Annotated in this window: 21 protein-coding genes, 2 tRNA genes and 1 other RNA gene; 12 read left to right on the top strand and 12 right to left on the bottom strand. The window is 67.2% G+C overall.

The features are described from left to right. Positions 1 to 182 (bottom strand): transposase (locus IEX05_RS14745; RefSeq protein WP_188703173.1); only part of this gene is annotated, 182 nt, incomplete at its 3' end. Positions 183 to 438: 256 nt separating this feature from the next. On the opposite strand from IEX05_RS14745, the gene IEX05_RS14740 reads away from it, so the two are divergent. From IEX05_RS14740 to IEX05_RS14725, 4 genes are all read left to right on the top strand, one after another. After that, positions 439 to 996 carry a hypothetical protein gene (locus IEX05_RS14740; protein WP_188703171.1) on the top strand — a complete coding sequence of 186 codons (558 nt, stop codon included), beginning with the start codon at positions 439 to 441 and terminating at the stop codon, positions 994 to 996. A 32-nt stretch (positions 997 to 1,028) separates the two neighbouring features. Then, positions 1,029 to 1,544 (top strand): signal peptidase I, encoded by a 516-nt coding sequence (locus IEX05_RS14735; RefSeq protein WP_188703169.1) that lies wholly within the window; start codon positions 1,029 to 1,031, stop codon positions 1,542 to 1,544. Beyond that, on the top strand, positions 1,544 to 2,068 hold the full coding sequence (locus IEX05_RS14730; RefSeq protein ID WP_188703168.1) for a SipW-dependent-type signal peptide-containing protein: 525 nt from the start codon (positions 1,544 to 1,546) through the stop codon (positions 2,066 to 2,068). Before IEX05_RS14735 ends, IEX05_RS14730 begins: the two co-directional genes overlap by 1 nt. A gap of 123 nt (positions 2,069 to 2,191) precedes the next feature. After that, on the top strand, positions 2,192 to 2,929 hold the full coding sequence (locus tag IEX05_RS14725) for a response regulator transcription factor (RefSeq protein ID WP_188703167.1): 738 nt from the start codon (positions 2,192 to 2,194) through the stop codon (positions 2,927 to 2,929). A 51-nt stretch (positions 2,930 to 2,980) separates the two neighbouring features. Here the strand turns inward: IEX05_RS14725 and IEX05_RS14720 are convergent, their stop codons facing one another. Together IEX05_RS14720 and IEX05_RS14715 are read right to left on the bottom strand one after the other, a co-directional pair. Then, positions 2,981 to 4,168, bottom strand: a complete 1,188-nt coding sequence (locus IEX05_RS14720) for a hypothetical protein (protein WP_188703166.1) — start codon at positions 4,166 to 4,168, stop codon at positions 2,981 to 2,983. Beyond that, entirely contained in the window at positions 4,155 to 5,807 is a 1,653-nt protein-coding gene (locus IEX05_RS14715) for a sensor histidine kinase (protein WP_188703165.1), read from the bottom strand. Before IEX05_RS14715 ends, IEX05_RS14720 begins: the two co-directional genes overlap by 14 nt. A gap of 186 nt (positions 5,808 to 5,993) precedes the next feature. Here IEX05_RS14715 and IEX05_RS14710 point away from each other — a divergent pair. Together IEX05_RS14710 and IEX05_RS14705 are read left to right on the top strand one after the other, a co-directional pair. Continuing rightward, positions 5,994 to 6,068 (top strand) — tRNA-Asn (locus IEX05_RS14710). 155 nt (positions 6,069 to 6,223) lie between these two features. After that, positions 6,224 to 6,724, top strand: a complete 501-nt coding sequence (locus IEX05_RS14705) for a DUF3145 domain-containing protein (protein ID WP_188703164.1) — start codon at positions 6,224 to 6,226, stop codon at positions 6,722 to 6,724. A gap of 69 nt (positions 6,725 to 6,793) precedes the next feature. Here the strand turns inward: IEX05_RS14705 and IEX05_RS14700 are convergent, their stop codons facing one another. The 6 genes from IEX05_RS14700 to aceE form a co-directional block, all read right to left on the bottom strand. Next, complete coding sequence (locus tag IEX05_RS14700; RefSeq protein WP_188703163.1) at positions 6,794 to 8,035, bottom strand: beta-ketoacyl-[acyl-carrier-protein] synthase family protein; 1,242 nt, start codon at positions 8,033 to 8,035, stop codon at positions 6,794 to 6,796. Positions 8,036 to 8,106: 71 nt separating this feature from the next. Continuing rightward, on the bottom strand, positions 8,107 to 8,352 hold the full coding sequence (locus tag IEX05_RS14695) for an acyl carrier protein (RefSeq protein ID WP_114116764.1): 246 nt from the start codon (positions 8,350 to 8,352) through the stop codon (positions 8,107 to 8,109). 71 nt (positions 8,353 to 8,423) lie between these two features. Beyond that, complete coding sequence (locus IEX05_RS14690) at positions 8,424 to 9,425, bottom strand: beta-ketoacyl-ACP synthase III (RefSeq protein ID WP_188703162.1); 1,002 nt, start codon at positions 9,423 to 9,425, stop codon at positions 8,424 to 8,426. Between the two features lie 24 nt (positions 9,426 to 9,449). Continuing rightward, positions 9,450 to 10,373: an ACP S-malonyltransferase gene (locus IEX05_RS14685; RefSeq protein WP_308423424.1), complete on the bottom strand. Its 924-nt coding sequence runs from the start codon at positions 10,371 to 10,373 to the stop codon at positions 9,450 to 9,452. Between the two features lie 78 nt (positions 10,374 to 10,451). Beyond that, a complete protein-coding gene (locus IEX05_RS14680; RefSeq protein WP_229661362.1) occupies positions 10,452 to 11,681 on the bottom strand; it encodes a PucR family transcriptional regulator in 1,230 nt (409 codons plus the stop codon). A gap of 73 nt (positions 11,682 to 11,754) precedes the next feature. Next, positions 11,755 to 14,484 carry a pyruvate dehydrogenase (acetyl-transferring), homodimeric type gene (gene aceE / locus IEX05_RS14675; RefSeq protein ID WP_188703159.1) on the bottom strand — a complete coding sequence of 910 codons (2,730 nt, stop codon included), beginning with the start codon at positions 14,482 to 14,484 and terminating at the stop codon, positions 11,755 to 11,757. A gap of 167 nt (positions 14,485 to 14,651) precedes the next feature. On the opposite strand from aceE, the gene IEX05_RS14670 reads away from it, so the two are divergent. The 3 genes from IEX05_RS14670 to rnpB all read left to right on the top strand — a co-directional run bounded on the left by IEX05_RS14670 (position 14,652) and on the right by rnpB (position 15,839). Next, positions 14,652 to 14,724, top strand: a tRNA-Val gene (locus tag IEX05_RS14670). 1 nt (position 14,725) lies between these two features. Further along, a complete protein-coding gene (locus tag IEX05_RS14665) occupies positions 14,726 to 15,457 on the top strand; it encodes a zinc ribbon domain-containing protein (protein ID WP_188703157.1) in 732 nt (243 codons plus the stop codon). Between the two features lie 23 nt (positions 15,458 to 15,480). After that, an RNA gene (rnpB, locus tag IEX05_RS14660) (RNase P RNA component class A) lies at positions 15,481 to 15,839 on the top strand. 1 nt (position 15,840) lies between these two features. Here the strand turns inward: rnpB and IEX05_RS14655 are convergent. The 3 genes from IEX05_RS14655 to IEX05_RS14645 all read right to left on the bottom strand — a co-directional run bounded on the left by IEX05_RS14655 (position 15,841) and on the right by IEX05_RS14645 (position 19,480). Next, on the bottom strand, positions 15,841 to 16,533 hold the full coding sequence (locus IEX05_RS14655; RefSeq protein ID WP_188703155.1) for a DedA family protein: 693 nt from the start codon (positions 16,531 to 16,533) through the stop codon (positions 15,841 to 15,843). A gap of 96 nt (positions 16,534 to 16,629) precedes the next feature. Continuing rightward, the gene (locus IEX05_RS14650; protein ID WP_188703153.1) at positions 16,630 to 18,510 is read right to left on the bottom strand and encodes a sensor histidine kinase; all 1,881 of its coding nucleotides are present in this window, start codon (positions 18,508 to 18,510) and stop codon (positions 16,630 to 16,632) included. 4 nt (positions 18,511 to 18,514) lie between these two features. Next, complete coding sequence (locus IEX05_RS14645) at positions 18,515 to 19,480, bottom strand: DMT family transporter (RefSeq protein WP_188703151.1); 966 nt, start codon at positions 19,478 to 19,480, stop codon at positions 18,515 to 18,517. Positions 19,481 to 19,615: 135 nt separating this feature from the next. Between IEX05_RS14645 and IEX05_RS14640 the strand changes: the two genes are divergently transcribed. The 3 genes from IEX05_RS14640 to IEX05_RS14630 all read left to right on the top strand — a co-directional run bounded on the left by IEX05_RS14640 (position 19,616) and on the right by IEX05_RS14630 (position 23,248). Further along, positions 19,616 to 20,302 (top strand): response regulator, encoded by a 687-nt coding sequence (locus IEX05_RS14640; protein WP_188703149.1) that lies wholly within the window; start codon positions 19,616 to 19,618, stop codon positions 20,300 to 20,302. A 103-nt stretch (positions 20,303 to 20,405) separates the two neighbouring features. Beyond that, the gene (locus IEX05_RS14635; protein WP_188703147.1) at positions 20,406 to 21,749 is read left to right on the top strand and encodes an acyltransferase family protein; all 1,344 of its coding nucleotides are present in this window, start codon (positions 20,406 to 20,408) and stop codon (positions 21,747 to 21,749) included. A gap of 95 nt (positions 21,750 to 21,844) precedes the next feature. Continuing rightward, positions 21,845 to 23,248: a CAP domain-containing protein gene (locus tag IEX05_RS14630; protein ID WP_188703145.1), complete on the top strand. Its 1,404-nt coding sequence runs from the start codon at positions 21,845 to 21,847 to the stop codon at positions 23,246 to 23,248. Positions 23,249 to 23,302: the final 54 nt, after the last annotated feature.

The raw sequence follows: 23,302 nt of genomic DNA, 5'->3' as shown, positions 1-23,302 counted from the left end.
TCCGCGGCGGTCTGACCGGGACGGTTCCCGTCTTCGACGTCGGCTTGGCGGAGCCAGTTCTGCAGGGTCGCTTCGCTGATACCGAAGTCGGTGGCGATCTGTTTGATGGTGACGCCGCTCTCACGGCTGCGAGCGACCGCGACGACATCCTCGCGGAACTCTCTGGGATAGGGACCGGGCATGATGACATCCTCCCCGTCAGCGCCTCCCGACGCTAACGATCAGTTGTCACCGATCCATTCCTCACGCCCGAATGTGTAATTAGTCGCAGACCAGAGGAACGTCAAACGCATCCACCGCCTCATGGAGTTTCAGAGGCCCTTCGCCCAGCGGGCGCGACGGGGCCTGACCTCACGTGTCGGCACTCTTCGGGAGAAGCTAAGGTCTCCCTGAGCCGTCCTTTCGGATCGCCTGAGGGCGGTTCCTTACTGTCGAAGCATGACAGAGAACACGACGCAGGACACCCTCCGTAGCACCCGTGAGCATCGGCACGGAAACCGCCGCCCGATCCTCGCTTTCGCGCTGGCCGCGCTCGCTGTCGGCGGGATCGGAGCCGCCATCACCAGCGCCGCCTGGACGGATAACGCGTTCTTCTCCGCTCCTGCCGGTGCCGCGACCTTCAACCTTCAGGGATCCCTCGACGGAACGACGTGGAGCGAGTCTGATGATCCAGGCAGCGTCGAGCTCGTCGTGCCTGCGAGCGCACTCGCAGATCTTCTACCGGGCGAGACACGCACGGTGGATCTTTGGGTAAGAAACGAAGGTTCGGTAAACGCCGCGCTCACCTCCGAGGTGTCGTTCACGTCGACCGCTACGTTCGTGGACGCTCCCTCCGTTGCGGTCAATGACCTCGTGTCCTCGCTCACCTCCGTCGGCGGCTCGGCATCCAGTGATCACTTCGAGCTCACCGTCACCACGCCTTCGGACTGGTCTGCCGCTAATCAGGGAGCCGAGGGCACGGTAATCATTACGATTGCCGGCACTGCCACGGCCTGAGTCCCGCTCGAAAAGACGAAAGAACACCGACCATGCAGAGCCTCCGCCGCATCTCGCTCGCTGTACTTTGGGCGCTCGCCGGGGTAGGAGGACTCTGCGCGCTGATCTGGGGTGCGACCGCCGCAGGCTTCATACAGCCGCTGGTGGTGATCTCCGGCTCCATGGAGCCGGAGATCATGACGGGCGATCTGCTCGTGGATACTCGCGTACAGGCACATGACCTCAGGGTCGGAGACGTCGTCAGCCTGCCGAACCCGGTGGCGGGCGAACTTGTCACTCACCGCATCGAGAGAATCGAGCCGGACGGTGACTCGGGTTACACGATCACCATGAAAGGTGATAACAACGAGTTCACCGATGCAGTCGATTACGCTGTCGACGGTGAGGTCTGGGCACCTGCGGTGCAGGTGCCCGGCTGGGGTCTCGTACTTATGCGAATGACGGCTCCGGCCGTGGCGGTGCCTCTCCTGGCAGGCCTGCTCGGTCTGCTCGGGCTCGCCCTCCTCATCCCGAAAGAAGAGACCTCGCCGCGGACGGCGGTGGCCTGATGGGACGCCGCGGGTTCGTTGCCACGATCGCGCTGATGTGTGCCGGAGCGCTCTGTGCTGTTGTCGGCGTGTCCAGCCCGACCCTTGCGGCATGGTCGGATAGGGTAACGGTATCCGCACCTGTGAGCGCTGGCATCTGGGGGCAAGCGTCCGAAGCCGACACCTGTACGGCATATGGCTACGACGGTGCACCGCTCGCAGAGTGCTCTGTGGCCGAGGTCAGCGTCGAAACCTGGGGAACGCCGGGCTCGCGGGAGCGCAACTACTACATTACGTTCGATGCTCCGGACGGAGCGCGGTCAGTATCCTTCGACGTCAGCCTCGCGGAGCAAGACGACCCTGACGCCGAGCCGTGGCCGTGGGAGACCTCCGGTGTGAGGCTAGGCGCACAGTTCCGAGTTGACGAGACCTGGACTTGCGATGCGCTCCCGCGCGTTCACGCACACGGCTCGGACTGGCAATACCCCACGATCTTCTTCCAGGTCGTCGAGAACCGGACAGGGATCTCCACGCTGTGTCCATGATGAACCCTGCCTCCCGGCTCGGTCGCGGGAGCAGTCGTGCCCGGTGAAGCGTTCACTAGGATCTTCTGCGGTATCATCACGGAGTCCACGCTCGCTGGACACGAGGCTAGCGGAGGTCACGGCGTGGAAGAACCTCGCATCGGGGTCGTCATCGAGGACGACCCTGATATCCGATCGCTCGTGGCAGATATCCTCGAGAACGCCGGTTTCGACGCGCACACCGCCGCTGCCGGTCTTGAAGGCGTTGAGCTGGTGCGGCGTCTCAATCCGCTCGTCACCACACTCGACGTGAGCATGCCCGGAATGGACGGCTTCGAAACAGCGAAGCGCATCCGTGCATTCAGCTCGACCTATCTCCTGATGTTGACCTCGCGAACCGAGGAGATCGACACTCTTCAGGGACTGCAGTCCGGCGCGGACGACTACGTCACCAAACCATTTCGCCCACGAGAACTGCGTGCCAGGATCGAGGCCATGATGCGTCGCCCGCGTATGGTCGTCGACACATCAGCCGTTCAGCCCGCGGAGGACGAAAACGAGGGATGGCTGGAGCACCAGGGGGTGCGTGTGCATCCCGGCATGCGTCTGGCGACCGTCGAGGGCGTCACCGTCGAGCTCACCCGTAGCGAGTTCGACATCCTTGCCGAGATAATCCGAGCGGACCATCGAGTGGTGAGCAAGACTGAGCTTGCTCTGATCGTGCGCGATGATCGAGGCATGCCGAGCGACTTCGTCAACGTGCACGACGAACGAGCCATCGAGGTGCACATCGCAAACCTCCGTCGAAAGATCGGCGATTCCTCGGCACAGCCTCGCTGGATCGAGACGGTGCGCGGTGCGGGCTACCGGCTCACCCTCTGAAGAGCCAGCCTCGTGCGCCTGTGCCTCCCGTCAGCCTGATTCGACTGCGTCTCACGGCCGGAACATCGGTGGGCCGTCAGGAGAGTGCGATCCCGCGCCGTCGGACGCACCGATCTCAGGGCGCGCCTGGCGGGCGCTGCTGGCCAGCCCCATCGCATCAGTATCACCATCGCTGATCGCGACACCCAGCCTGACCTCCGGCGCGAGAGTCACGCCCGTCTCTTGCAACGACGTGGAGATCGACGTGCCGATCCGAGAGGCCAGCGCGTTGGCTTGGTCGGATGTGCGCACGGTCGTAGCTATCAGAAGAGCGTCTTCTCCGTCGATCCCCACCCATGCCTGCACCGGCGCGGCTAATCGAGCGGCACTTCGAACCGACGTGCGCAGTTTGCTCGCCTCACGCCCTCCGAAGGCTATCGCTATCGCGTTTAGCATCTCGAGTCTGACGGAGATCACTGCCATCCGGTCGTCATTCGTCGTCTGCTCTCGCATCCGTTGCAAGGATCTGTCGAGGAGCCTGAGAAACGACGGCGTGTCCAGCGCGTTGTCCAGCATGCGGGGCGCCGTTACGGCACGGCGTCCTCGCAGACCTGTTCGCTCCGCTCGCAGCATCGACGTGACGACTACCGCTACTACGGTCAATACGATGGTTAGAACGCTCGCGGGGAGCGTCCCCCACCACGTGAGAAACGCCGTGCTGTCTTCGCCGACGACCAGGAGCACTGCGGCGCGGGTGCCATAGAAGGCGGCCTCAGCGACAAAGACGACAGTCAGTGCGACGCTGATGCGAATGCGCACGAGTGCGCCGGTGACGGTCTCGAAAGCAGCCGCCCCTGGCAAGATCGTCAGCCCCGCATACATCACTGGCGCTCCTGCCCAGGGCCCGCCGTCTTCTCCGGCCACGAGCGTCGCGACGAGTGTGGTCACGATCAAGAAGGCGACGACCCCTCCACTGATACGCAACGGCTTGTCGTTGAAGCGGCGGCACCCGAGCCACATGAATCCGGCGCTGGCGACGAAGGAAGCGTTACCGATAGCAACCGCCCACCAAGCCGACGTGTCCATCGCCCAGATGGTGTAGGAGACAGAGGAGATGATGCCGGTGATGAAGCCCAGTGACCAGATTCGGCTGACGCTGTGATCCTCTCGCAGCAGCGTCTCGAAGACGAACACTATGCCCGCTGTGACGACGACCAGCGAGGTCATCGTGGACACGGTGGAAGTGTCAAGCACCATCATGGTCGATCGTTTCCTTCTGGTGAAGTGGCAGCCGGACCACGAAGGTGGCGCCAGAGCCCGGTGGAGACTGCACGGTGATGTTGCCCCCGTGGCCCCGGACTATCTCGCGAGTGATGGACAGGCCCAATCCGCTCCCGTGGACGGATGTCCGACGCACCGAATCTGCGCGGAAGAATCTGTCGAACAGCCTTGGTAACTCCTCTTCAGAGATGCCTGGGCCGTCATCTCTGACAACCAGCCATGCGTGGTCATCATCGCACGTCACGCCGACATCGATCGTTCCACCGTCCTTGCCGTATTTCACGGCGTTGCCGAGCAGGTTGTCGGCGACCTGGCGAATCCGCACCGGATCGATGAACGCCGTCACTTCTTCAACCGCTGTGCTGTCGATCGTCATTTGCCGCGCGGCAGCGGCAGTCCGAAAGCCTTCCACGGCTGCCCGAACGACCGTGTCGAGGCGTGCTCCCTCAGCTCTGATCGACACCTGAACGCCGCCGTTGCCTTGGGCCGATGCGGTGAGGATGTCTGAGACGATCGTCAGCAATCGGGTCGCATTGCGCTCGGCGATCTCGATCTTGCGGCGGACGCCCTCCGAAAGATCGTCAGACTCAAGCGCCAGCTCGAGATACCCCAGGATAGACGTCAGAGGAGTACGCAGTTCGTGCGATACCGACGCTACGAGATCCTCTCTTGCCCGCAACGCCGTCACCTCGTCGGTCACGTCCAGTGAGACGAGAATGCCTCCTGCCGGACCGGTTGCCGACGGGGGCAACGCGCGGGAGATCACGCTCAGTGCGCGCCGCCCTTCGCCCGGTCGCCCATACCAAACCAGGTCTCGTTCGAACGTCTCGCCCCGCCGAGCTCGTGCGAGCGGAGTCTGCTCGGCAGTGAGCTCGGTGATCCCGTCAGCGGCGTAGAGAGCGGGATGGCGTTCTCCGGAGCCGAGCAAGCCCTGCATGTGCGTGTGTGCGTCGTTGTGCACTGTCTCTTTCCCGCCGGAGGAGATTCGTACGACGCCAAAGTCGACCGAATCGAGCACTTCCTTCAGCGTGTTCTCCTGTTGATGGGCTTGGGCGGCGGTGGAGATAAGCTGCCTCGCCTGGAGATCGAGAAGCAACCGTTGAAAAGCGGATCGGCGAGCCCCGACGTATGACGTGACGGTGACAGCGCCAATGATCATGGGTATGAGTACCGCCGTCGGACTGATTCCGTTCTGCGAATCGGTACCCAGAGCGAACCAGTAGATGCCGGTGATGAAGAGGTTCGCCAACAGGAGACCGAAGAGGCCGAAGGACGTGGCTAGCCAGATCGCTGGAAAGACCCAGAGCAGGGAAAATCCGACGCTGGGATTCGACTCGCGCATCATCCCGATCGCGATCACATCGATGAGCGGGATAAGCGCGCCCCAGAGCCGTGGGATCCGAAACCACGGTAGCGCGACAACCAGGGCCATGAGTATCAGGATGGGCAGGAGGCCCGCCATCAACATGCTGGTGTTCTCGATCGACCCGAGGGCGAACGAGACCATTACAGAGAACAGCGACACTAGGCTGATCGCCATCTGATGTAGCGCCGCAGTCCGCCCGTGGGTGAAGTCAGCGATCCGTTCGCTGCCCCACAGAGTAGTGCGTCTCCACATGAGGACAACGCTACTCACGCAAATAAACCCTTTGCAACGATCCCCGGCGCGCTGTTCGAGGAAGAGCCGCTGGGTACGGGGCTTCCTGAGGACGACGCGCCCGGGGGCGCGCTCGAATTGGCCCTCGCCTGTGGGGCGATGTTAGGCTTAACGAGTTGCCGCGCAAGGGGCGACAAAACGAGATGATCCTCGATAGCTCAATGGCAGAGCAGCCGGCTGTTAACCGGCAGGTTGTTGGTTCGAGTCCAACTCGGGGAGCCACTGGCCCTCGCCCTTCGGGGTGAGGGCCCTCTTGTTTCTGTCGTGTTGTCATACGACGACAGGTGAGGCAGAATCAGATCTACAGCTGAACAGATCGCACATGATGCGCCGGTCAGGCTCGGAGGGGAAGCCGCACCTGACGAAACGGAGAGATCATGGCGACACCTCGTGCGCGCGGAGTGGTCTTCATTCACTCAGCGCCAAAAGCGCTGTGCCCGCACCTCGAGTGGGCGGTCGGCCGTTCGATCGGCCGCCCGGTGCATTTCGCGTGGAGCGAGCAGCCGGCGCTTGCGGGCACGAGACGCGCGGCGTTCCCCTGGGACGGCTTCGCAGGAACCGGCGCCGTCATCGCCTCGGCGATCCGAGGCTGGGATCAGTTGCGCTTCGAGGTGACCGAGGAGCCCACGACGGCGTCGCTCGGCGGTCGCTGGATGCACACTCCTGAGTTGGGGATCCACCACTCTCAGATGGATGCCGCCGGCAGCATCACGGTGCCCGAGGAACGGATCCGCGCCGCGATGGACCTCATGGATCCGCGCGAGATGCGGCGCGAGCTCGACCTCGCCCTCGGGACGGCCTGGGACGACGAGCTGGAGGTCTTTCGCGCCGCGGGCGATGATGCGCCCGTCGTCTGGCTGTCGAGCGGCGTGGGGTAAGCGCCGCTCACATGAACGAACGTGGGCCCCGGAGAGAACTCCGGGGCCCACGTTGCGTCCGCGACGACGTCACCCGTCGTACGAGCGGAACGCCACCACGGCGTTGTGCCCCCCGAAGCCGAACGAGTTGCTGATGGCGAGCTGGGGCGCGTCGCCGAGCGGCTGCGCCTCGCCCGAAAGGCGGAACGGCACCTCCGGATCCGGCTCGGTCATGTTGATCGTGGGCGGAGCGATGCGGTCGCGCAGCGCCAGGATCGTGTAGACCGCTTCCAGCGCGCCGGTGCCGCCGAGGAGATGCCCGGTCGACGCCTTCGTCGCCGAGACGGGAATCTCATCGAGCCGGTCGCCGAAGACGTTCTTCAGGGCGTTGTACTCGTTGGGGTCGCCGACGGGCGTCGAGGTGGCGTGCGCGTTGATGTGCGTGACCTCATCGGCGCTCGCCCCGGCCTGCTCGAGGGCGAGCTCGACGGCGCGAGCCGCGCCGCGGCCCTCGGGGTCGTTGCCCGTGATGTGGTAGGAGTCGGCCGTGACACCCGCACCCACGAGGTATGCGTAGATCTTCGCTCCGCGGGCCTTCGCGTGTTCTTCGGTCTCCAGCACGACGGCTGCGCCGCCCTCACCCATGACGAAACCATCGCGGTCGATGGCGCCGGGCCGCGATGCGGTCTCGGGGGAGTCGTTGCGCTTGGACAGCGCCTGTGCCGAGGCGAAGGACGCCATCGTGATCGGGTGGATCGCCGACTCGGCGCCGCCCGCGATGACGACGTCGGCGAGCCCGGCCTGGAGGTGCTCGTAGGCGTTGCCGATTGATTCGGAACTCGAGGCGCATGCGCTCACGACGGTTCGCGCGAACGCCTTCGCGCCGAAACGAAGCGAGAGGTTTCCGGCACCGGCGTTGGGCATCAGCATCGGAACGGTGAGGGGCATGACCCGACGCGGGCCCTTCTCACGAAGCGTGTCCCAGGCGTCCAGCAGGGTCCACACGCCGCCGATCCCCGTTGCCCAGTCGATGCCGAGGCGCTCGGGGGCGACGTCGGGGCTACCCGCGTCCTCCCACGCCTCGCGCGCGACGATGAGGGCGAACTGAGTCGAGGGGTCGAGGCGCTTCGCCTCGTGGCGGGGGAGAACGTCGGTCGGTCGGACCGATGCTTCTGCGGCAAAGGTGACGGGGAGCTGATACTGCTCAACCCAGTCGTGAGTCAGCGTGTGCGTTCCGGAGACCCCCGCGAGGAGGTTCTTCCAGTTCTCTTCGGCGGTGCCGCCGAGCGCAGACGATGCGCCGATGCCAGTGACGACGATGCGCTTGGTCATTCGTGGTTTCCTTGCTCCAGGTGGTGGGGTGTGAAACGGGCGCCGCGGGTGGCCGCGGCGCCCGACATCACTTAGGAGTTCGACGTGATGAAGGTGACTGCGTCACCCACCGTCTTGAGGTTCTTGACCTCGTCGTCGGGAATGGTGACGCCGAACTTCTCCTCGGCGTTGACGACGATCGTCATCATCGAGATCGAGTCGATGTCGAGGTCGTCCGTGAACGACTTCTCGAGCGCGACCTCGCCGGCGTCGATTCCGGTCTCGTCGGTGATGAGCTCAGCCAGGCCTTCGAGGACCTCTTCGGTGTTGAGTGCCATGGGATTATCTCCTTGGTAGTGGCTTGGTGGTCAGGAAACCGCCATTAAGTCTATGGCGGAAGTTCTGCTACTTACGGCAGGACGACGACCTGCGCGGCGTAGACGAGGCCCGCGCCGAATCCGATCTGCAGCGAAAGGCCGCCCGACAGCTCCGGGTTCTCCTCGAGGAGGCGGTGCGTCGCCAGCGGGATCGACGCGGCCGAGGTGTTGCCGGTCGTCTCGATGTCGCGCGCGATCTTGACGGTGTCGGGCAGGCCCAGCTGCTTCGCGAACTCGTCGATGATGCGCCCATTGGCCTGATGAGGCACGAATGCGGCGAGGTCCTCCGGCTGCACGCCCGCGTCCTCCAGCGCCTTCTTCGCGACCTTGACCATGTCCCAGACCGCCCAGCGGAACACGCTCGGGCCCTCCTGGCGAAGGGTCGGCCACTCCGAGGCGCCGTCCCGGAACTCGGTGAGCGTGTGGTTCATGCCCACCAGGTGCGCCTTCGATCCGTCCGAGCCCCACTGTGAGAGCGACACTCCAGGCGTGTCGCTCGGGCCGAGAACGGCCGCGCCCGCGCCGTCGCCCAGGAGGAACGAGATCGAGCGGTCGGTCGGGTCGACGATGTCGCTGAGCTTCTCGGCGCCGATCACGACGGCGTACTTCGCGGCGCCCGTGCGGATCAGTGCGTCGGCCTGAGCGATGCCGTAGCAGTACCCGGCGCAGGCGGCGTTCATGTCGTACGCCGCCGCCGGCGTCGCGCCGATCGCGTCGGCCACGATCGCCGAGACGGACGGCGTCTGCTTCGGATTGGAGATCGTCGCGACGATGACGACGCCGATCTCAGCCGGGTCGATGCCGGCCTTGGCGATGGCTTCCTTCGCCGCGGCCGTCGCGAGGTCGATCGCGCTCGTCTCGCTGTTCGCGCGCGTGCGCGTCGCGATCCCGGTGCGCTGGCGGATCCACTCGTCGCTCGAGTTGATGGGGCCGATGAGGTCGTCGTTCGGCACGGCGTTCTCGCCGCGCGCGGCACCCATCGCGAGGATCCGCGAATACGAGGTCAGCGGAGCTTGGTTCAGTACGGCAGTCATTGTGGTTCTCCTGCAGCCGAGAGATCAGTGAGCGGTCTCGGCGAGAAGGTCGCGCGCTGCGACCAGGTCGTCGGGTGTCTTGAGTGCGACGGCCGGCGTTCCGCGGAGGCCGCGCTTTGCGAGTCCGGTGAGGGCGCCGGCGGGGGCGAACTCAACGAGGCCGGTGATACCGCCATCGGCGAACGCCGCCATGCACAGATCCCATCGGACGGGGTTCTGAACCTGGTGCACGATGAGCTCCAGGGCGCGGGCACCGCTCGACACGAGCGAGCCGTCGCTGTTGGTCCACAGGGGGAGGGCGGGATCCTTCACGAGCGAGATCTCGTCGACGGCGGCCTGGAGGGCGTCGCTCGCCGACGACATGTACGCGGTGTGAAATGCCCCCGCGACCTGAAGCGGGATCACACGGGCGCCGCGCGGTGCGTTCTCGCCGAGCGCTGCGAGGCCGTCGATCGAGCCGGCCGCGACGATCTGACCGCCGCCGTTGAAGTTGGCGGGCGCAACGCCGGCCGCCGAGATCGCCTCGAGCACATCGGGCTCCTTGCCGCCCACAACCGCGCTCATCCCCGTCTCCGCGAGTGCGGCCGCCTCGGCCATCGCGCGTCCGCGCGCACCGACGAGGCGCATGCCGTCGATGTCGCTGATGACGTTTGCGGCGACGAGGGCGGCGATCTCGCCGACCGAGTGGCCTGCGACGCCGCCGAAGGCTGCGCGCTCAGAGTCGCTCAGCTGCTGCCACGAGAGGATGCTCGCGGCGACGATGAGCGGCTGCGCGACGGAGGTGTCGCGAATCTGGTCGGCGTCCCACTCGGTGCCCGCGGCGACGAGATCGACGCCGGCGGCCTCCGCATAGCGCTCGAGACGCTCGCGCGCACCCGGCGCCTCGAGCCACGGGATCAGGAAACCGGGGGTCTGAGAACCCTGTCCGGGGAAAGCGGCAACAATCACTCGATACATTCTTCCCGGCGCATGCGCGCCCAGCCTGGCGACATCCCTACAAGAATGTCGAATTTCGTTGTATGGGTACTACGATCGCACGCGCCGCGCGGACTGCCTGCGGCGCGCGTGCTCCGACGAGCTGATGGATCCGAGGATGAGCGCGGTCTGAAGGATGAGGGCCTCGCGCGGGCCGGTGGCGTCCCACCCGATCACGTCGCTGACGCGCTTGAGCCGATAGCGCACGGTGTTGGGGTGCACGAAGAGCTCGCGCGCCGTCGCCTCCAGGGAGCGGCCGTTGTCGAGGTAACTCCACAGCGTGGTGACGAGGTCCGTCGAGTGCCCCTCGAGGGGGCGGAAGATCCGGTCGACGAGGGTCTGCTTCGCGATGCCGTCGCCGGCGAGGGCTCGCTCGGGCAGGAGGTCGTCTGCCTCGACGGGGCGGGGCGCTCCGCGCCAGGAGGCAGCGACCGCGAAACCCGCGAGCGCCGCGCGCGCGCTGCGGCTCGCGTCGACGAGCGCCGGTACGGTCGGCCCGAGCACGAGGTGGCCGGATCCGAAGAACGGCTCGAGCTCGCGCGCGATGTCGACGAAGGGGTGACCGGGCAGCGTCTCCGGGTGATCGGATGGTGGCTCCTCGGCCCGCCCCACGACCAGCACGAGGCGCGAACCCTGCACGCCGATGAGCACGTCGACGCCGAGCTTGCGAGCCTTGCGCCGCACCTGGTCGACATCGAAGGTCGACGGCGTGGTGCCGACGAGCACCGCGACCTCGCCGTGGCCGTGCCATCCAAGCGCGGCGATGCGGCTCGGCAGCTCGTCGTCGGTCTCGCCCGTGAGGATCGTGTCGACGACGAGAGCCTCGAGGCGGGCGTCCCAGAGCCCGCGGGACTCGGCGGCGCGCGCGTACACGTCGGCGGCGGTGAACGCGACTTCGCGCGAATAGAGGAGGATCGCCTCGCGCAGGTGATCACCGCGCCCGGCGACCTTCTCCTCCGTGACGTCGACCGTCACGCGCACGAGCTGAAGCGTCTGCTGCAGGCTCACGCTGCGCAGCAGCTCGCGAGGAGCCGCCGCGAAGATGTCGGCGGCGATCGTGGGCGTCGAGGTGGGATCCTCGTACCACTCGATGAAGGAGGTGATGCCGGCCTGCGCGACGAGCCCGACGGCCGATCGTCGGCCCGGAGGCATCTCCGAATACCACGGCAGGCTCTCCTCCAAGCGGCGCAGGGTCGCCGTCGAGATGTCGCCCGAAATGCGGCGAAGCCACGCGAGGGTCGCCTGCTTGTCCATGCCTACTACGCGAGTCGTTTCTGTCATCAGCTTCCTCGTCATCGACGATGGGCGGGGACCGAAAGCGCTCCGATCCCCGCCCATGCCGTACCCGTTCAGGTCAGGCGTCGCCGCCCTCGTTGCCCGAGGTGCCCGCGTTGACGTCGTGCAGGCGGTACTTCTCGATCGCCTGCGCCACGACCGCGCGGTCGACCTTGCCCTGGTCGGCGAGCATCTGCAGCGCCTTGACCGCCATCGAGGCGCCGTCGATCTTGAAGTAGCGACGGGCGGCCGCGCGCGTGTCGCTGAAGCCAAATCCGTCAGCGCCGAGCGTGGCGTACGGGCCCGGAACCCACGGACGGATCTGGTCCTGCACAGCGTGCATGAAGTCGCTCGTCGCGACGAAGGGCTGACCCTCGGCGTGCTGCAGCTTCTGCGTGACGTACGCCGTCTTGGGCTCGTCGGCGGGGTTGAGGAAGTTGTGCTCGTCGGCGGCGAGGCCGTCGCGGCGCAGCTCGTTCCAGCTGGTGACCGACCAGATGTCGGCGACGACACCCCAGTCGTTCGCCAGTAGCTCCTGGGCCTCGTACGCCCACGGCACGCCGACGCCCGAGGCGAGTAGCTGCACGCGGTGCCCGTCGCCGGATCCCTCGGACACGCGGTGGATACCGCGAACGATGCCGTCGACGTCCACGTTCTCCGGCTCCGCCGGCTGCTTGAACGGCTCGTTGTACACCGTGAGGTAGTACATGACGTTCGGGTTCTCGTGCGTACCGCCGTACATGCGCTCGATACCCGACTGCACGATGTGCGCGACCTCGTAGCCGTACGCGGGGTCGTAGCTGATGACCGCGTCGTTGGTCGACGCGAGCAGCGGCGAGTGACCGTCCATGTGCTGCGTGCCCTCGCCCGTCAGCGTGGTGCGACCAGCGGTCGCGCCGATCACGAAGCCGCGCGCCAGCTGGTCACCGGCGGCCCAGAACGCGTCACCCGTGCGCTGGAAACCGAACATCGAGTAGAAGATGTAGACGGGGATCAGGGTCTCGCCGTGCGTCGAGTACGAGGTACCCGTCGCGGTGAACGCCGCGGTCGCGCCTGCCTCGTTGATGCCGACGTGCATGATCTGGCCCTGCGGGCTCTCCTTGTAGGCGAGCAGCAGGTCGCGGTCGACCGAGAGGTAGTTCTGGCCGTTGCGGTTGTAGATCTTCGCCGACGGGAAGTACGAGTCCATACCGAAGGTACGGGCCTCGTCCGGGATGATCGGGACGATGCGGTTGCCGAAGCCCTTCACCCGCATGAGATCCTTCAGCATGCGCACGAAGGCCATCGTCGTGGCGACTTCCTGGTTGCCCGAGCCCTTCTTGGGCAGCGAGTAGTCCTTGTCCTTCGGCAGCTCCAGCGGCACGTTCGTGACGCGGCGCTCCGGCAGGAATCCACCGAGCGCGCGGCGACGCTCGAGCATGTACTCGATCGTCTCGTCGTTCTCTCCCGGGTGGAAGTACGGCGGGCGGTAGGGGTCGTCCTCGAGCTGCTTGTCGGTGACGGGAATCTGCATCGTGTCGCGGAAGAGCTTCAGGTCTTCCAGCGTCATCTTCTTCATCTGGTGGGTCGCGTTGCGGCCCTCGAAGTGCGGACCGAGGCCGTAGCCCTTGATGGTCTTCGCGAGGATGACCGTCGGCTGACCCTTGTGCTCCATCGCGGCCTTGTACGCCGCGTAGACCTTGCGGTAGTCGTGGCCGCCGCGCTGGAGGGCCCAGATCTCATCGTCCGTGTAGTTCTCGACGAGCTTGAGCGCGCGGGGGTCGCGACCGAAGAAGTGCTCGCGCACGAAGGCGCCGTCTTCCGTCTTGAACGTCTGGTAGTCGCCGTCCGGCGTCGAGTTCATGATGTTCAGCAGGGCGCCCTCGGTGTCGCGGGCGAGCAGCTCGTCCCATCCGCGGCCCCAGACGACCTTGATGACGTTCCAGCCGGCACCGCGGAAGTAGCTCTCGAGCTCCTGGATGATCTTGCCGTTACCGCGAACCGGACCGTCGAGGCGCTGAAGGTTGCAGTTGATCACGAATGTGAGGTTGTCAAGGCCTTCGTTCGCCGCGACCTGCAGCTGACCGCGCGATTCGACCTCGTCCATCTCGCCGTCGCCCAGGAATGCCCAGACGTGCGAGTCGGCGACGGGCTTGATGCCGCGTGCCTCGAGGTACTTGTTCGTCATGGCCTGGTAGATCGCGTTGATCGGACCGAGACCCATCGAGACGGTGGGGAACTGCCAGAAGTCCTGCATCTGGCGCGGGTGCGGGTACGACGGCAGGCCGTGCGGCGCCGCGGACTTCTCCTGGCGGAAGCCGTCGAGCTGCTGCTCCGAGAGGCGACCCTCGAGGAAGGCGCGGGCGTACATGCCGGGGGAGGCGTGGCCCTGGTAGAAGATCTGGTCTCCCCCGACCGGGTCGTCCTGACCGCGGAAGAAGTGGTTGTGACCGACCTCGTAGAGGGCGGCGGCCGACGCGTACGTCGAGATGTGTCCGCCGACGCCGATGCCGGGGCGCTGGGCGCGGTGCACCGTCATGGCCGCGTTCCAGCGGATCCATCGGCGGTAGCGGCGCTCGAGGTCCTCGTCACCGGGGAAGGCGGCTTCGTCCTCCGCGGAGATCGTGTTGACGTAATCCGTCGTGGGAACCATCGGAACGCCCAGGCGGCGCTCCTTCGAGCGCTGCAGGAGGCTCAGCATGACCTCGCGTCCGCGCTGGGCACCCTTCGCGTCGACCAGCTGGTCGAGGGACTCCTGCCATTCGGCGGTCTCCTCGGGGTCGCTGTCGACGGTGCCCTGCGAGTACGGATCCTGATCGTGAACTGCCACCAGGTGACCTTTCGTCGTGCGGGCAGATCATGCCCGGCTTGGGGATCGAGCTGTGCGAGAAAGCGAGCTGTGGTCGGGGTCATCGCACACGTATGACACCAGACTATCCACTCTTCACGGGTGCCGAGTGCAAGCGGGGGATCGAAAGCACGTAGAATCAATCGGACGGGTCCTTAGCTCAGCTGGTAGAGCACCTGGTTTACACCCAGGTTGTCGTCGGTTCGATCCCGGCAGGACCCACGTGAAGGCATCTGCGGCTGACCAGCGAATTCTGCTCGATCTTGCGTCGATTGACGTCGCTCTGGAGCGAGTCGATGCGCAGCGGAAGAATCCCCCGCACGCGGCGCGCGTGAAGGAATTGATCTCGTCGCGCAACGAGGAGGGTCGCGCCCTCGTCGAGCGCACCAATGCGCGCGACGACATCAGTGCGGAGCTTCGCCGAGTCGAGGCGGACATCAGCGTGACCCGCGGTCGTCAGATGCGCGACGAAGAGCGTCTCTCGAAGACCGCCGTGGCGCGGGATGCCCGCGCGCTCGAGAACGAGATCGAGGCGCTCGCGGCGCGCATCGACGCCCTCGAAACGCGCGAGCTCGAGCTGATGGAGGAGCTTCAGGAGGCCGAACGGCGCGTCTCCGAGCAGCAGGAAGTCCTCGCCGGCATCACGACCGAGGGGCAGCGCCTGAGCGCAGAGGGCAAGGCCGCCGTCGAGGCGGCGTCGGTCGAATTCACCCAGTTGACCCGCGACCGCGAGGCGGTCGCCGGGCGGATCCCGGATCCGCTTCTCAAGGACTACGAGCGTCTTGCGTCGCGCGGCGTCGGCGCGGGCCTGTTCCAACACGGCACCTGCGGCGGATGCCACATGACGCTCGCGCCGACGGACGTCGACGCGCTGCGGCGTGCAGCCGAGGACGACGTCGTGAACTGCCCCGAATGCGGGTGCATCATGGTGCGCACGTACGAGTCGGGTCTCTGAGGCCCGTAGACTAGACCAGCGAATGGGTCATCCAGACGGTCGCGTCGCGCGAGAGCGCGCCGAGGAACGTCCGGGCTCCATAGGGCAGGACGGTGGGTAACACCCACCCGGAGCAATCCGCGAGAAAGTGCAACAGAGAGTAGACCGCCCGTCCTCGGACGGGTAAGGGTGAAACGGTGGTGTAAGAGACCACCAGGGGCCGTGGTGACACGGCCCGCTGGGTAAACCTCGTCCGGAGCAAGACCAACAGAGGATGATGACGCGGCCCGCCGAGTCCTCGGGTAGGTTGCTAGAGCGGCGCGGCAACGCGTCGCCGAGAGAGATGGCCGTCCGGAGAGATTCGTCTCTCAGACAGAACCCGGCGTATCGGGTGGCCCATTCGCTTACACACGTCGCGCGGGGGCGGTCTTCGGCGCGAGCTTAGGTCGCGCCGCGTGCTCGCCCCGCCGCGCGACGGCCGCCTGGGCGGTGGCGCCCGATGACGCTGGCTCGCGGCGTCGAGCGACATGGTCGATCACGAGACCGAGCACGAGCATGATGCCGATACCGAGGAGCGCCGACCAGAGCGGGTGCCCCAGCCAGGCGGCGGACGCCGACGCGATTGCGGTCGTCATCGCGGCCCACGACACTCCCGCGATCACCGAGAAGACGAGGAATCGGCGGTACCGGAGCCCGGTCGATCCGGCGACCATGTTGACGACGACGCGCCCACCGGGGATATAGCGGCCGACGAGGATGATCACGGCCGGCGAAGAGTGGACGCGGTCGGTGACCCAGCCCGCGATCTTCCGCAGGCGCGGTCGCCGAGAGCGCGCCAGGCGACCCGACCTCAGGCGACGACCGAGCGCATAGGCGATGCTGTCTCCGGCGATGGCGCCCACGGCCGCGACCGCCGTGATCGCCGCGATCCACAGGGGAGAGACCCCCACTGTGATCGACGCCGTCAGCACGGCGACGAGCGTGGTCTCGCTGGGTACGGGCGGGAAGAAGCCGTCGATGGTGCACACCGCGAGCACGACCACCAGGAGCCACGGCGACGTGACGAGCGCCGGCAGCAGGTCGATGAAGAAGTCCATATCCGCACCGTACGCACCGGCGAGGTGACCGCGCGTCCGTCTCAGGTATCTTTCGCGGTAGCACCTAGGGTTGATCGGCAGGCCCGGGATGCCTCCTCAGACGAGGGGAATCACCGCGTTGACGAGAAAACCGTCGCCCAGCGGGCCCGCGCGGAGAACGCCGCCGAGGGCCTGCGCGCGTTCCGCCGCACCCGCCAACCCGAGCCCCGCTCCGGGGGCAGGGGTGTGCGCACGGCTCGGATCCTGTGGGCCGTTTCGCACATCGACGACGAGGCGGGTGCGCTCCACGCCGATCTCGACCGCAATGACGGATCCGGGGGCGTGGCGCACGGCGTTGCTCAGCGCCTCCTGCACGATGCGGTAGGCGGCCAGGCCCGCGAGCGGCGGCACGGGAGCAGCGGGCTCGTCCGTGCCGGAGACCCGAAGATCGATCCGCGCTCCCGACTGACGGGTCGTTTCGACGAGACGGCCGACGTCGTCCAAGGTCGGCTGCGGCGCGAGGGGCGCGGCGACCTCGCCGTCGGAGGACCTGAGGAGCGCGAGGAGCCCGCGCATCTCCGAGAGCGCCTGCCGAGACGACTGCGCGATCGAGCTGAACTCCTCCTGCAGCGCCTGATCGAGGCCCGGATGGCGGTAGACCGCCGTCGTGGCCTGGACGCTGATGACCGACAGGCCGTGGGCGACCACGTCGTGGAGCTCCTGCGCAATGCGCGTGCGCTCGTCGATCTCGCGCCGTTGCGCGCTGAGGTGAGCGTTCGCCTGTCGCTCGATCCGCAGCGCGCCGCGGCTCGCGACGATCGCCCGGAAGGCGGCGCCGACGACGGCGATTCCCAGCGTGACGCTCGCCGAAACGACGAGGCTCGCGGCTGCGGCGCTCCACCCGGGCGTCAGCCCCTGGAACGATGCGGCGGCGAACACACCCAGCTGTGGTGCGAGCCACGCGCCGATCGCCCACGGCCAGGAGCGGCGGAGCGCGATCACGAGGACGAGCAGGCAATGGGCGATGAGCATCGTGACGGGCCACGGCCACGGGGACGACGTGGCGGTGAGCGGCACGGTAGCGACGAAGCCGGCGGTCTGCAGAGCGATGCCGGCGGCCGGCACGCGGACGGCGAGCAGGAGCGCCGCGGCCTGGAGCAGCGAGACGAGCATGGCCGCCCAGGGGGAGGCGCCGTGCAGCACGGCGAACACGGGCCAACTGACGGCCAGCATCGCGACGGCAGCAAGACTGACGAGGATCCACGTCCAGCCGTCGCCGGTCGACGCCGGGAGACGATCCTTCCCGTCGCCGCCCGCGCGCGCATCCTGCGGCACGGTTCGGGCGCCGCCGAGCGCCGCCCTAGTGACCGCGGCCTCGCTCCGGGCCAGGCCGCGCATGACGAGGGGCAGCGTCACCGCGAACAGGAGGCCGACCAGGGCATTGAAAGCGGCGTCGAGCCCGAAGGAATGCGCCCAGTTCTCGTCGACGCGGCCGCCCATCACGGCCGTCAGTATCTGGCCGATCGTGGTGTGCTCCTCGGCCGGGAGGAAACCGCCCCAGAGTCCGTAGGTGAGGCCCGCGATCGGCACGACGATCCACACGATCGCGATGACGAAGCTGACGAGGCGCAACGGTAGCGCGATCAGGCCCTCATATGCGAGATCCAGCCAACGGCGCGGTTCGCCGATTCGTGCGATGCGCCCCGCTATCCCCGGTGCACGGGGGCGATAGGAGACCTCCGGAAGCTCCGCGCCCCACTGGCGCACGCGGGCGCGAGAGAGGCGGGCGAACGCGCCGGCGAGCAGGAGCGCCAGCGGGAGGAGGAAGGCTCCGATCCAGACGATGAGCGTGGCTATCGAGAGCGAGAACAGCGGCACGAGCAGCGCGAACGCGGCGAGCGAGATCGCGGCGCCAGGCAGGACGAGGCGCGCGTCGCGCAGCAGCCCGGCCACGGAGTATATGCGCCGGCGCCCCCGTTCCGACGGCTCAGCAATCATGAGTTCACAGGCTCCGGCATTCGAGGACCGGGTCCTCGTCGTGTACCGCGTCGTCAACGACGGGAGCGTGCGTGTCGAGGGCCTCTGACGGGCGGAGGTGTCCGGGATGGTGGCGCACGATCATCGCGATGCCGACGCACGCGATGATCCCGGTGAGGGCGACGGCGAGGATCACGGGAATCGGCATGATCACATACTCTCCCAGGATGACGGCACCGACGAGTACCGCCACGATCGGGTCGATGACGGTGAGTGCGGCGAGCACGGTCTCGGGCGGACCGCTCGCGTAAGCGGTCTGAACAAGCCACGCGCCGCAGCCGGATCCGACGACGACCAGCCCGCCGAGCACACCGAGGGGGAGCAGCTCGCCCAGAGGAGCAACGAAACGGCAGCTTTCGCGGGCCAGGCAGGCGAAGGTCTCACTGGCGATGATGTGCATGGCGGCCGCGACGGTGCCGAATAGCACGCCGGCGGTGATCACGCGGGCGAGGTGCCCCCGCGAGGTCCGAGCGATGGTGATCGCGACGACGATCAGAGCGAGCATCAGCCACGCGAGGGCGAACAGGTCGGCCACCGCCGGCCTCGTGTCGCGCACGAAGCCCGACGACAACGCGACGAACGCCGCGACGGAAAGGACCGCGACGCCGATCCCGATCACGAGGCTGCGGTTGAGTCGCACTCTCAGCACGCGGGCGCTGATGAGCGCCGCCCCGACCAGCGAGAGTGCCCCGACCGGCTGCACCAGCGCGACGGGAGCGAGACCGAGCGCGACGATGCTCAACGCCGTGGCGGCCACGATGATACCGGTTCCCAGGAGCCACGACGGTCGTCGGAGCGCGAGGAGCACCGCGGCGCGCGGCCCACCCGCCGTCGACGGCGTCGCAGAGCTCACGGCCCGATGCTGGAGGTGGGTGCCGGCGGCGAGTCCGATCGCGCTCACGGCGGCGAGGAGGACGGCGAAAACGTGCATGCGATCACCGTAAGGACGCGAGGAGGCGGGGCGCATCACTCGAAAGGGCCATCTGCCCTCGTACCACGGTGTGATATTCGGTGTCCGCCCGCCCGATCGGCGGTGCCCTGCAGGGGGCGCACATACCATCGACATATGACGCATCCCGGAGCAGACGGACCGCAGATCAGAGTCGCGGTCATCGACGATCAGGCGATGGTGCGCGAAGGGTTTACCGCGCTGCTCAACGCACAGCCGGACATCGACGTCGTCGGTAGCGCCGCGGACGGTAGCGAGGCCGTGCGGCTCGTGAAGGGGGCGCGCCCGGACGTCGTCCTGATGGACATCCGCATGCCGAAGCTCAATGGGCTCGACGCGACGCGCGAGATCCTCGCGATGCCCGGCCTCGAGCATCCCCGCGTGGTGATCCTCACCACCTTCGATGCGGACGAGTACGTCTTCTCGGCGCTGAGGGCCGGAGCGAGCGGGTTCCTCCTCAAAGACGCGACGGCGGAAGAACTCGTACGTGCGGTGCGGATTATCGCCGCCGGTGACTCTCTCCTGGCGCCCGCCGTCACTGGGCGTCTCATCGCGGAGTACACCTCGCGGCCGGCCCGGAGGGATCGCTCGGCCATCTTGTCTGAACTGACCGAGCGTGAACTCGAGGTCATGCGTCTCATCGCGACCGGTAACTCGAACGCGGAGATCGCCGCGACGTTGTTCCTCTCGGAGCAGACGGTGAAGACGCACGTCTCGCGGGTCCTCGGCAAGCTCGGGCTGCGTGACCGCGCGCAGGTCGTCATCGCCGCGTACGAATCGGGGCTCGTCGACGTCGGGTCGTGACATCGTCGCTCTCGGGTAGCCATCGATATCACCCTTGTGCGTGATGGCACGGGCGGAATCTCGTCTCTAGGGTCGCTCAGCGTACCCATCGTGAGGAGCCGAGATGACGACCATCCGCATAGCCACCGTTCCGCCCCCGACCGTTCCGGAGCGGTCGACGACCATCGACGCCGTCCGAGCCCTGTCGTTGCTGACCGTCATCGTGCTGCACGCGCTCATGGTGGGCGCCTGGATCGGCACCGGCGGCGGACTGCAGACGAAGGTGGCGCTCGCGGGCGAGACCTGGTTCGCGCCCGCGACATGGGTGGTGCAGGTCATGCCGCTGTTCTTCATCGCCGGCGGGTACGTCTCCCTCCTCCAGTGGCGGCGCCTTCGCAGTCGCGGCGCAACGGTCGGCGACTACGTCGCGGGGCGCGTGCGTCGTCTCGCGGTCCCGGCCACGCTCATGGTGGCCGCCGTCGGATCCGCGTTGGCGATTGCGCGGGTGCTCGGTGCGGACTCCGGCCTTGTCGCGGAGGCGAGCCTGCGCATCGGGCAACCCCTGTGGTTCCTCGCCGTCTACATCGGAGCGACCGCGCTCGTGCCGGCCATGTCGTGGCTTCATGAGCGCCGGCCCACCGTCGTGCTTGCCGGTCTCGCCCTCGGCGCCCTCGTCGTCGACCTCGCGAGTCGCTATGCGGACCTGGCGATGGGCTACGTCAACCTCGTGTTCGTGTGGTTGCTGATGCAACAGCTCGGTTTCACGATGCTCGACAGGCGGACGAGCGCGTGGTCGCGGCGAGCGCTGCTCGCAGGCACGGCGGTGGCCCTCGGGCTGCTCATCCTCTGCGTCGCCCTGGGGTGGTCGCCGGACATGATCGAGAACCTCAACCCGCCGTCCGTTGCGCTGGTGCTTCTCGGCGCGGCTCAGTTCTTCGCACTGCAGGCGGCCCTTCCGTGGCTCGACCGCGTCACCGCCCGGCCGAGCGTGTCTCGCGTAACGACGAAGGTAGGCGGGGGAGCGATGAGCGCCTACCTCTGGCACATGCCCCTCATCATGCTGATGCTCGCCGTGATGTGGCTGTTGGGCCTTCCGCTGCCGGAGCCGCACTCCGCGGCCTGGTGGGCGACGCGCATCCCGTGGCTCGCGGCGGTCTTCGCGCTCGTGATCCCGTTCGCAGCCGCCGTGACGCGCGCTGACCGCCCACTCGCCAGGCGCGCCGACGCGATCGCCGGCCATCCGACGACGTCGAGGATCCCCGTTGCGGCACGCGTCGTGCTGGCCGTCGTGCTGGCGATTGCCGGCACGACAGTCGCGCTTCTGCTTGGTTTGGGAGATTGGTCGACGGCGCTGTTGTCCGCCGCGCCTCTCGGCGCCGCTTCGATTCTGTCGTCGCCCGCACACGAACGCCCCGCCGTCGCGGTGCGGAACCGAGGGGATGCGGTCCCGCGCCACGCCGAATCCTGACGACACCTTGCGCGTGTCGCCGTCCTGCGCGATATGTTCGAACGGCAGTAGCTCCACTCAGCATTCTCCAAGCTCCACGCATGAGAAGGCAGGCCATGGTCTTCGCACGCGCGCGGATTCATCGCGCACTAATATCCGTACTCGTCGCCTCAGTGCTCGTCGCCGGCGGTGCAACGGCGGCCGCCGCCGAGACACCGGCGGGGGAGCCGCCGCCCGCCGAGCAGGTCGCTGCGCGCGGCGGGACGGCGCCCTTCGCGGCGAACGTCGAACTCGTGAAGGCGCAGATCCTGGTGGCGACCAACAACGCCCGGATCCGCGCTGGCCTTCGTCCGGTCGCGCCGTCGCCGAAGCTCGGTTCGGTCGCCCAGAACTGGGCAAACTCCTACGACCAGCACGGCTATGAGCACAACCCTCGCCTCCTCGCCGATGCGGGCGGGTGGGATTACGGCTGGACGGGAGGCCTCTACGAGAACATGCACCTCGCGCCGGACGGTATCCGTGGCGTGCAGGGCTGGCTCGACTCACCCGCCCACCGCGCTCACCTGCTCGACCCCGAGGTCGACCGGATCGGCATCGGCGTCGCGGTCGCGGAGGACGGGCGATACTTCATGGTGCAGGAATTCAGCACGGGAGGAAGCGGGCGGGCCCGGGACGCGGATCCGTCGATGTACACCGCCACCTCGGATCCCGACGACCCGCGGGGAGGCGTCTCCGCGATCACCGTCCCGCGGGACGGTGTCATCACGATCGCCGGCCGGGTGACGGATCCGTCGTCCCCGGGCTCGAGAATCACGCTGCGGTATGCGATCCACTCGACGTGGGCGAGCGCTAAGACCGCGCCAGACGGGTCGTTCAGCATCTCCATCGGGCCGTACGCCACGGCCGATGACTACGAGGTGCAGGTGCTCGCGGAGAACCTCGGGGCCGGAAACCGCGTCACATTGTGGCGAGGGACGGCCACGAACCGGAAGAGCAATGCCCATCACAACAAGGCGCACGCCGAGGCCGTCGTACCGCCCGCGCTATCTGCGGAGACCGGCGCGAAGACCGTTCCCGTTTACCGTTTCTGGTCATCGACGTTCGACAACGCGCACTTCTACACCGTCAGCCGGGACGAGGCTGATGCCCTCTCTTCGGGCGACCCGAACTGGCGATTCGAGGGCGAGGACTTCCGGGTGTGGGCCGCGAACGACGCTCGCTGCGGCGACGGAAAGTCGCCCGTCTATCGTTTCTGGTCGTCGACCTTCGAGTCGCACTTCTACACCCTGAGCAGGCGAGAGGCCGACACTATCAGGCGGGAGGACAAGAACTGGTCCTACGAGGGCGTCGCGTTCTGCGCCGCGTCGGCGCCGTCGACCGCGACGAAGCCCGTCTACCGCTTCTGGTCGGCGAGGTTCGGAAAGCACTTCTTCACCGCGAACGCGGCCGAGGCCGAGGCGCTGCGCCGGGGCGACAAGAACTGGTCCTACGAAGGCATCGCGCTGTATGCGGCGAAGTAGATCCTGGGAACCGGGCCGCTGACACAACAGAAGCCGGATGCTGTGCACCCGGCT

The organism is Microbacterium nanhaiense (genome assembly GCF_014646015.1).
Lineage (GTDB): Bacteria > Actinomycetota > Actinomycetes > Actinomycetales > Microbacteriaceae > Microbacterium > Microbacterium nanhaiense.
Note: the sequence above shows the minus strand (reverse complement) of the source record. Positions and strands in the feature narration are given on the sequence as shown.

Bases quoted from the DNA above. Each gene is read 5' to 3' on its own strand.
- IEX05_RS14740 (WP_188703171.1), top strand. From the start codon at position 439: ATGACAGAGAACACGACGCAGGACACCCTCCGTAGCACCCGTGAGCAT.
- IEX05_RS14735 (WP_188703169.1), top strand. From the start codon at position 1,029: ATGCAGAGCCTCCGCCGCATCTCGCTCGCTGTACTTTGGGCGCTCGCC.
- IEX05_RS14730 (WP_188703168.1), top strand. From the start codon at position 1,544: ATGGGACGCCGCGGGTTCGTTGCCACGATCGCGCTGATGTGTGCCGGA.
- IEX05_RS14720 (WP_188703166.1), bottom strand. From the start codon at position 4,168: ATGATGGTGCTTGACACTTCCACCGTGTCCACGATGACCTCGCTGGTC.
- IEX05_RS14715 (WP_188703165.1), bottom strand. From the start codon at position 5,807: ATGTGGAGACGCACTACTCTGTGGGGCAGCGAACGGATCGCTGACTTC.
- IEX05_RS14705 (WP_188703164.1), top strand. From the start codon at position 6,224: ATGGCGACACCTCGTGCGCGCGGAGTGGTCTTCATTCACTCAGCGCCA.
- IEX05_RS14700 (WP_188703163.1), bottom strand. From the start codon at position 8,035: ATGACCAAGCGCATCGTCGTCACTGGCATCGGCGCATCGTCTGCGCTC.
- IEX05_RS14695 (WP_114116764.1), bottom strand. From the start codon at position 8,352: ATGGCACTCAACACCGAAGAGGTCCTCGAAGGCCTGGCTGAGCTCATC.
- IEX05_RS14690 (WP_188703162.1), bottom strand. From the start codon at position 9,425: ATGACTGCCGTACTGAACCAAGCTCCGCTGACCTCGTATTCGCGGATC.
- IEX05_RS14680 (WP_229661362.1), bottom strand. From the start codon at position 11,681: ATGACAGAAACGACTCGCGTAGTAGGCATGGACAAGCAGGCGACCCTC.
- IEX05_RS14655 (WP_188703155.1), bottom strand. From the start codon at position 16,533: ATGGACTTCTTCATCGACCTGCTGCCGGCGCTCGTCACGTCGCCGTGG.
- IEX05_RS14650 (WP_188703153.1), bottom strand. From the start codon at position 18,510: ATGATTGCTGAGCCGTCGGAACGGGGGCGCCGGCGCATATACTCCGTG.
- IEX05_RS14645 (WP_188703151.1), bottom strand. From the start codon at position 19,480: ATGCACGTTTTCGCCGTCCTCCTCGCCGCCGTGAGCGCGATCGGACTC.
- IEX05_RS14640 (WP_188703149.1), top strand. From the start codon at position 19,616: ATGACGCATCCCGGAGCAGACGGACCGCAGATCAGAGTCGCGGTCATC.
- IEX05_RS14635 (WP_188703147.1), top strand. From the start codon at position 20,406: ATGACGACCATCCGCATAGCCACCGTTCCGCCCCCGACCGTTCCGGAG.
- IEX05_RS14630 (WP_188703145.1), top strand. From the start codon at position 21,845: ATGGTCTTCGCACGCGCGCGGATTCATCGCGCACTAATATCCGTACTC.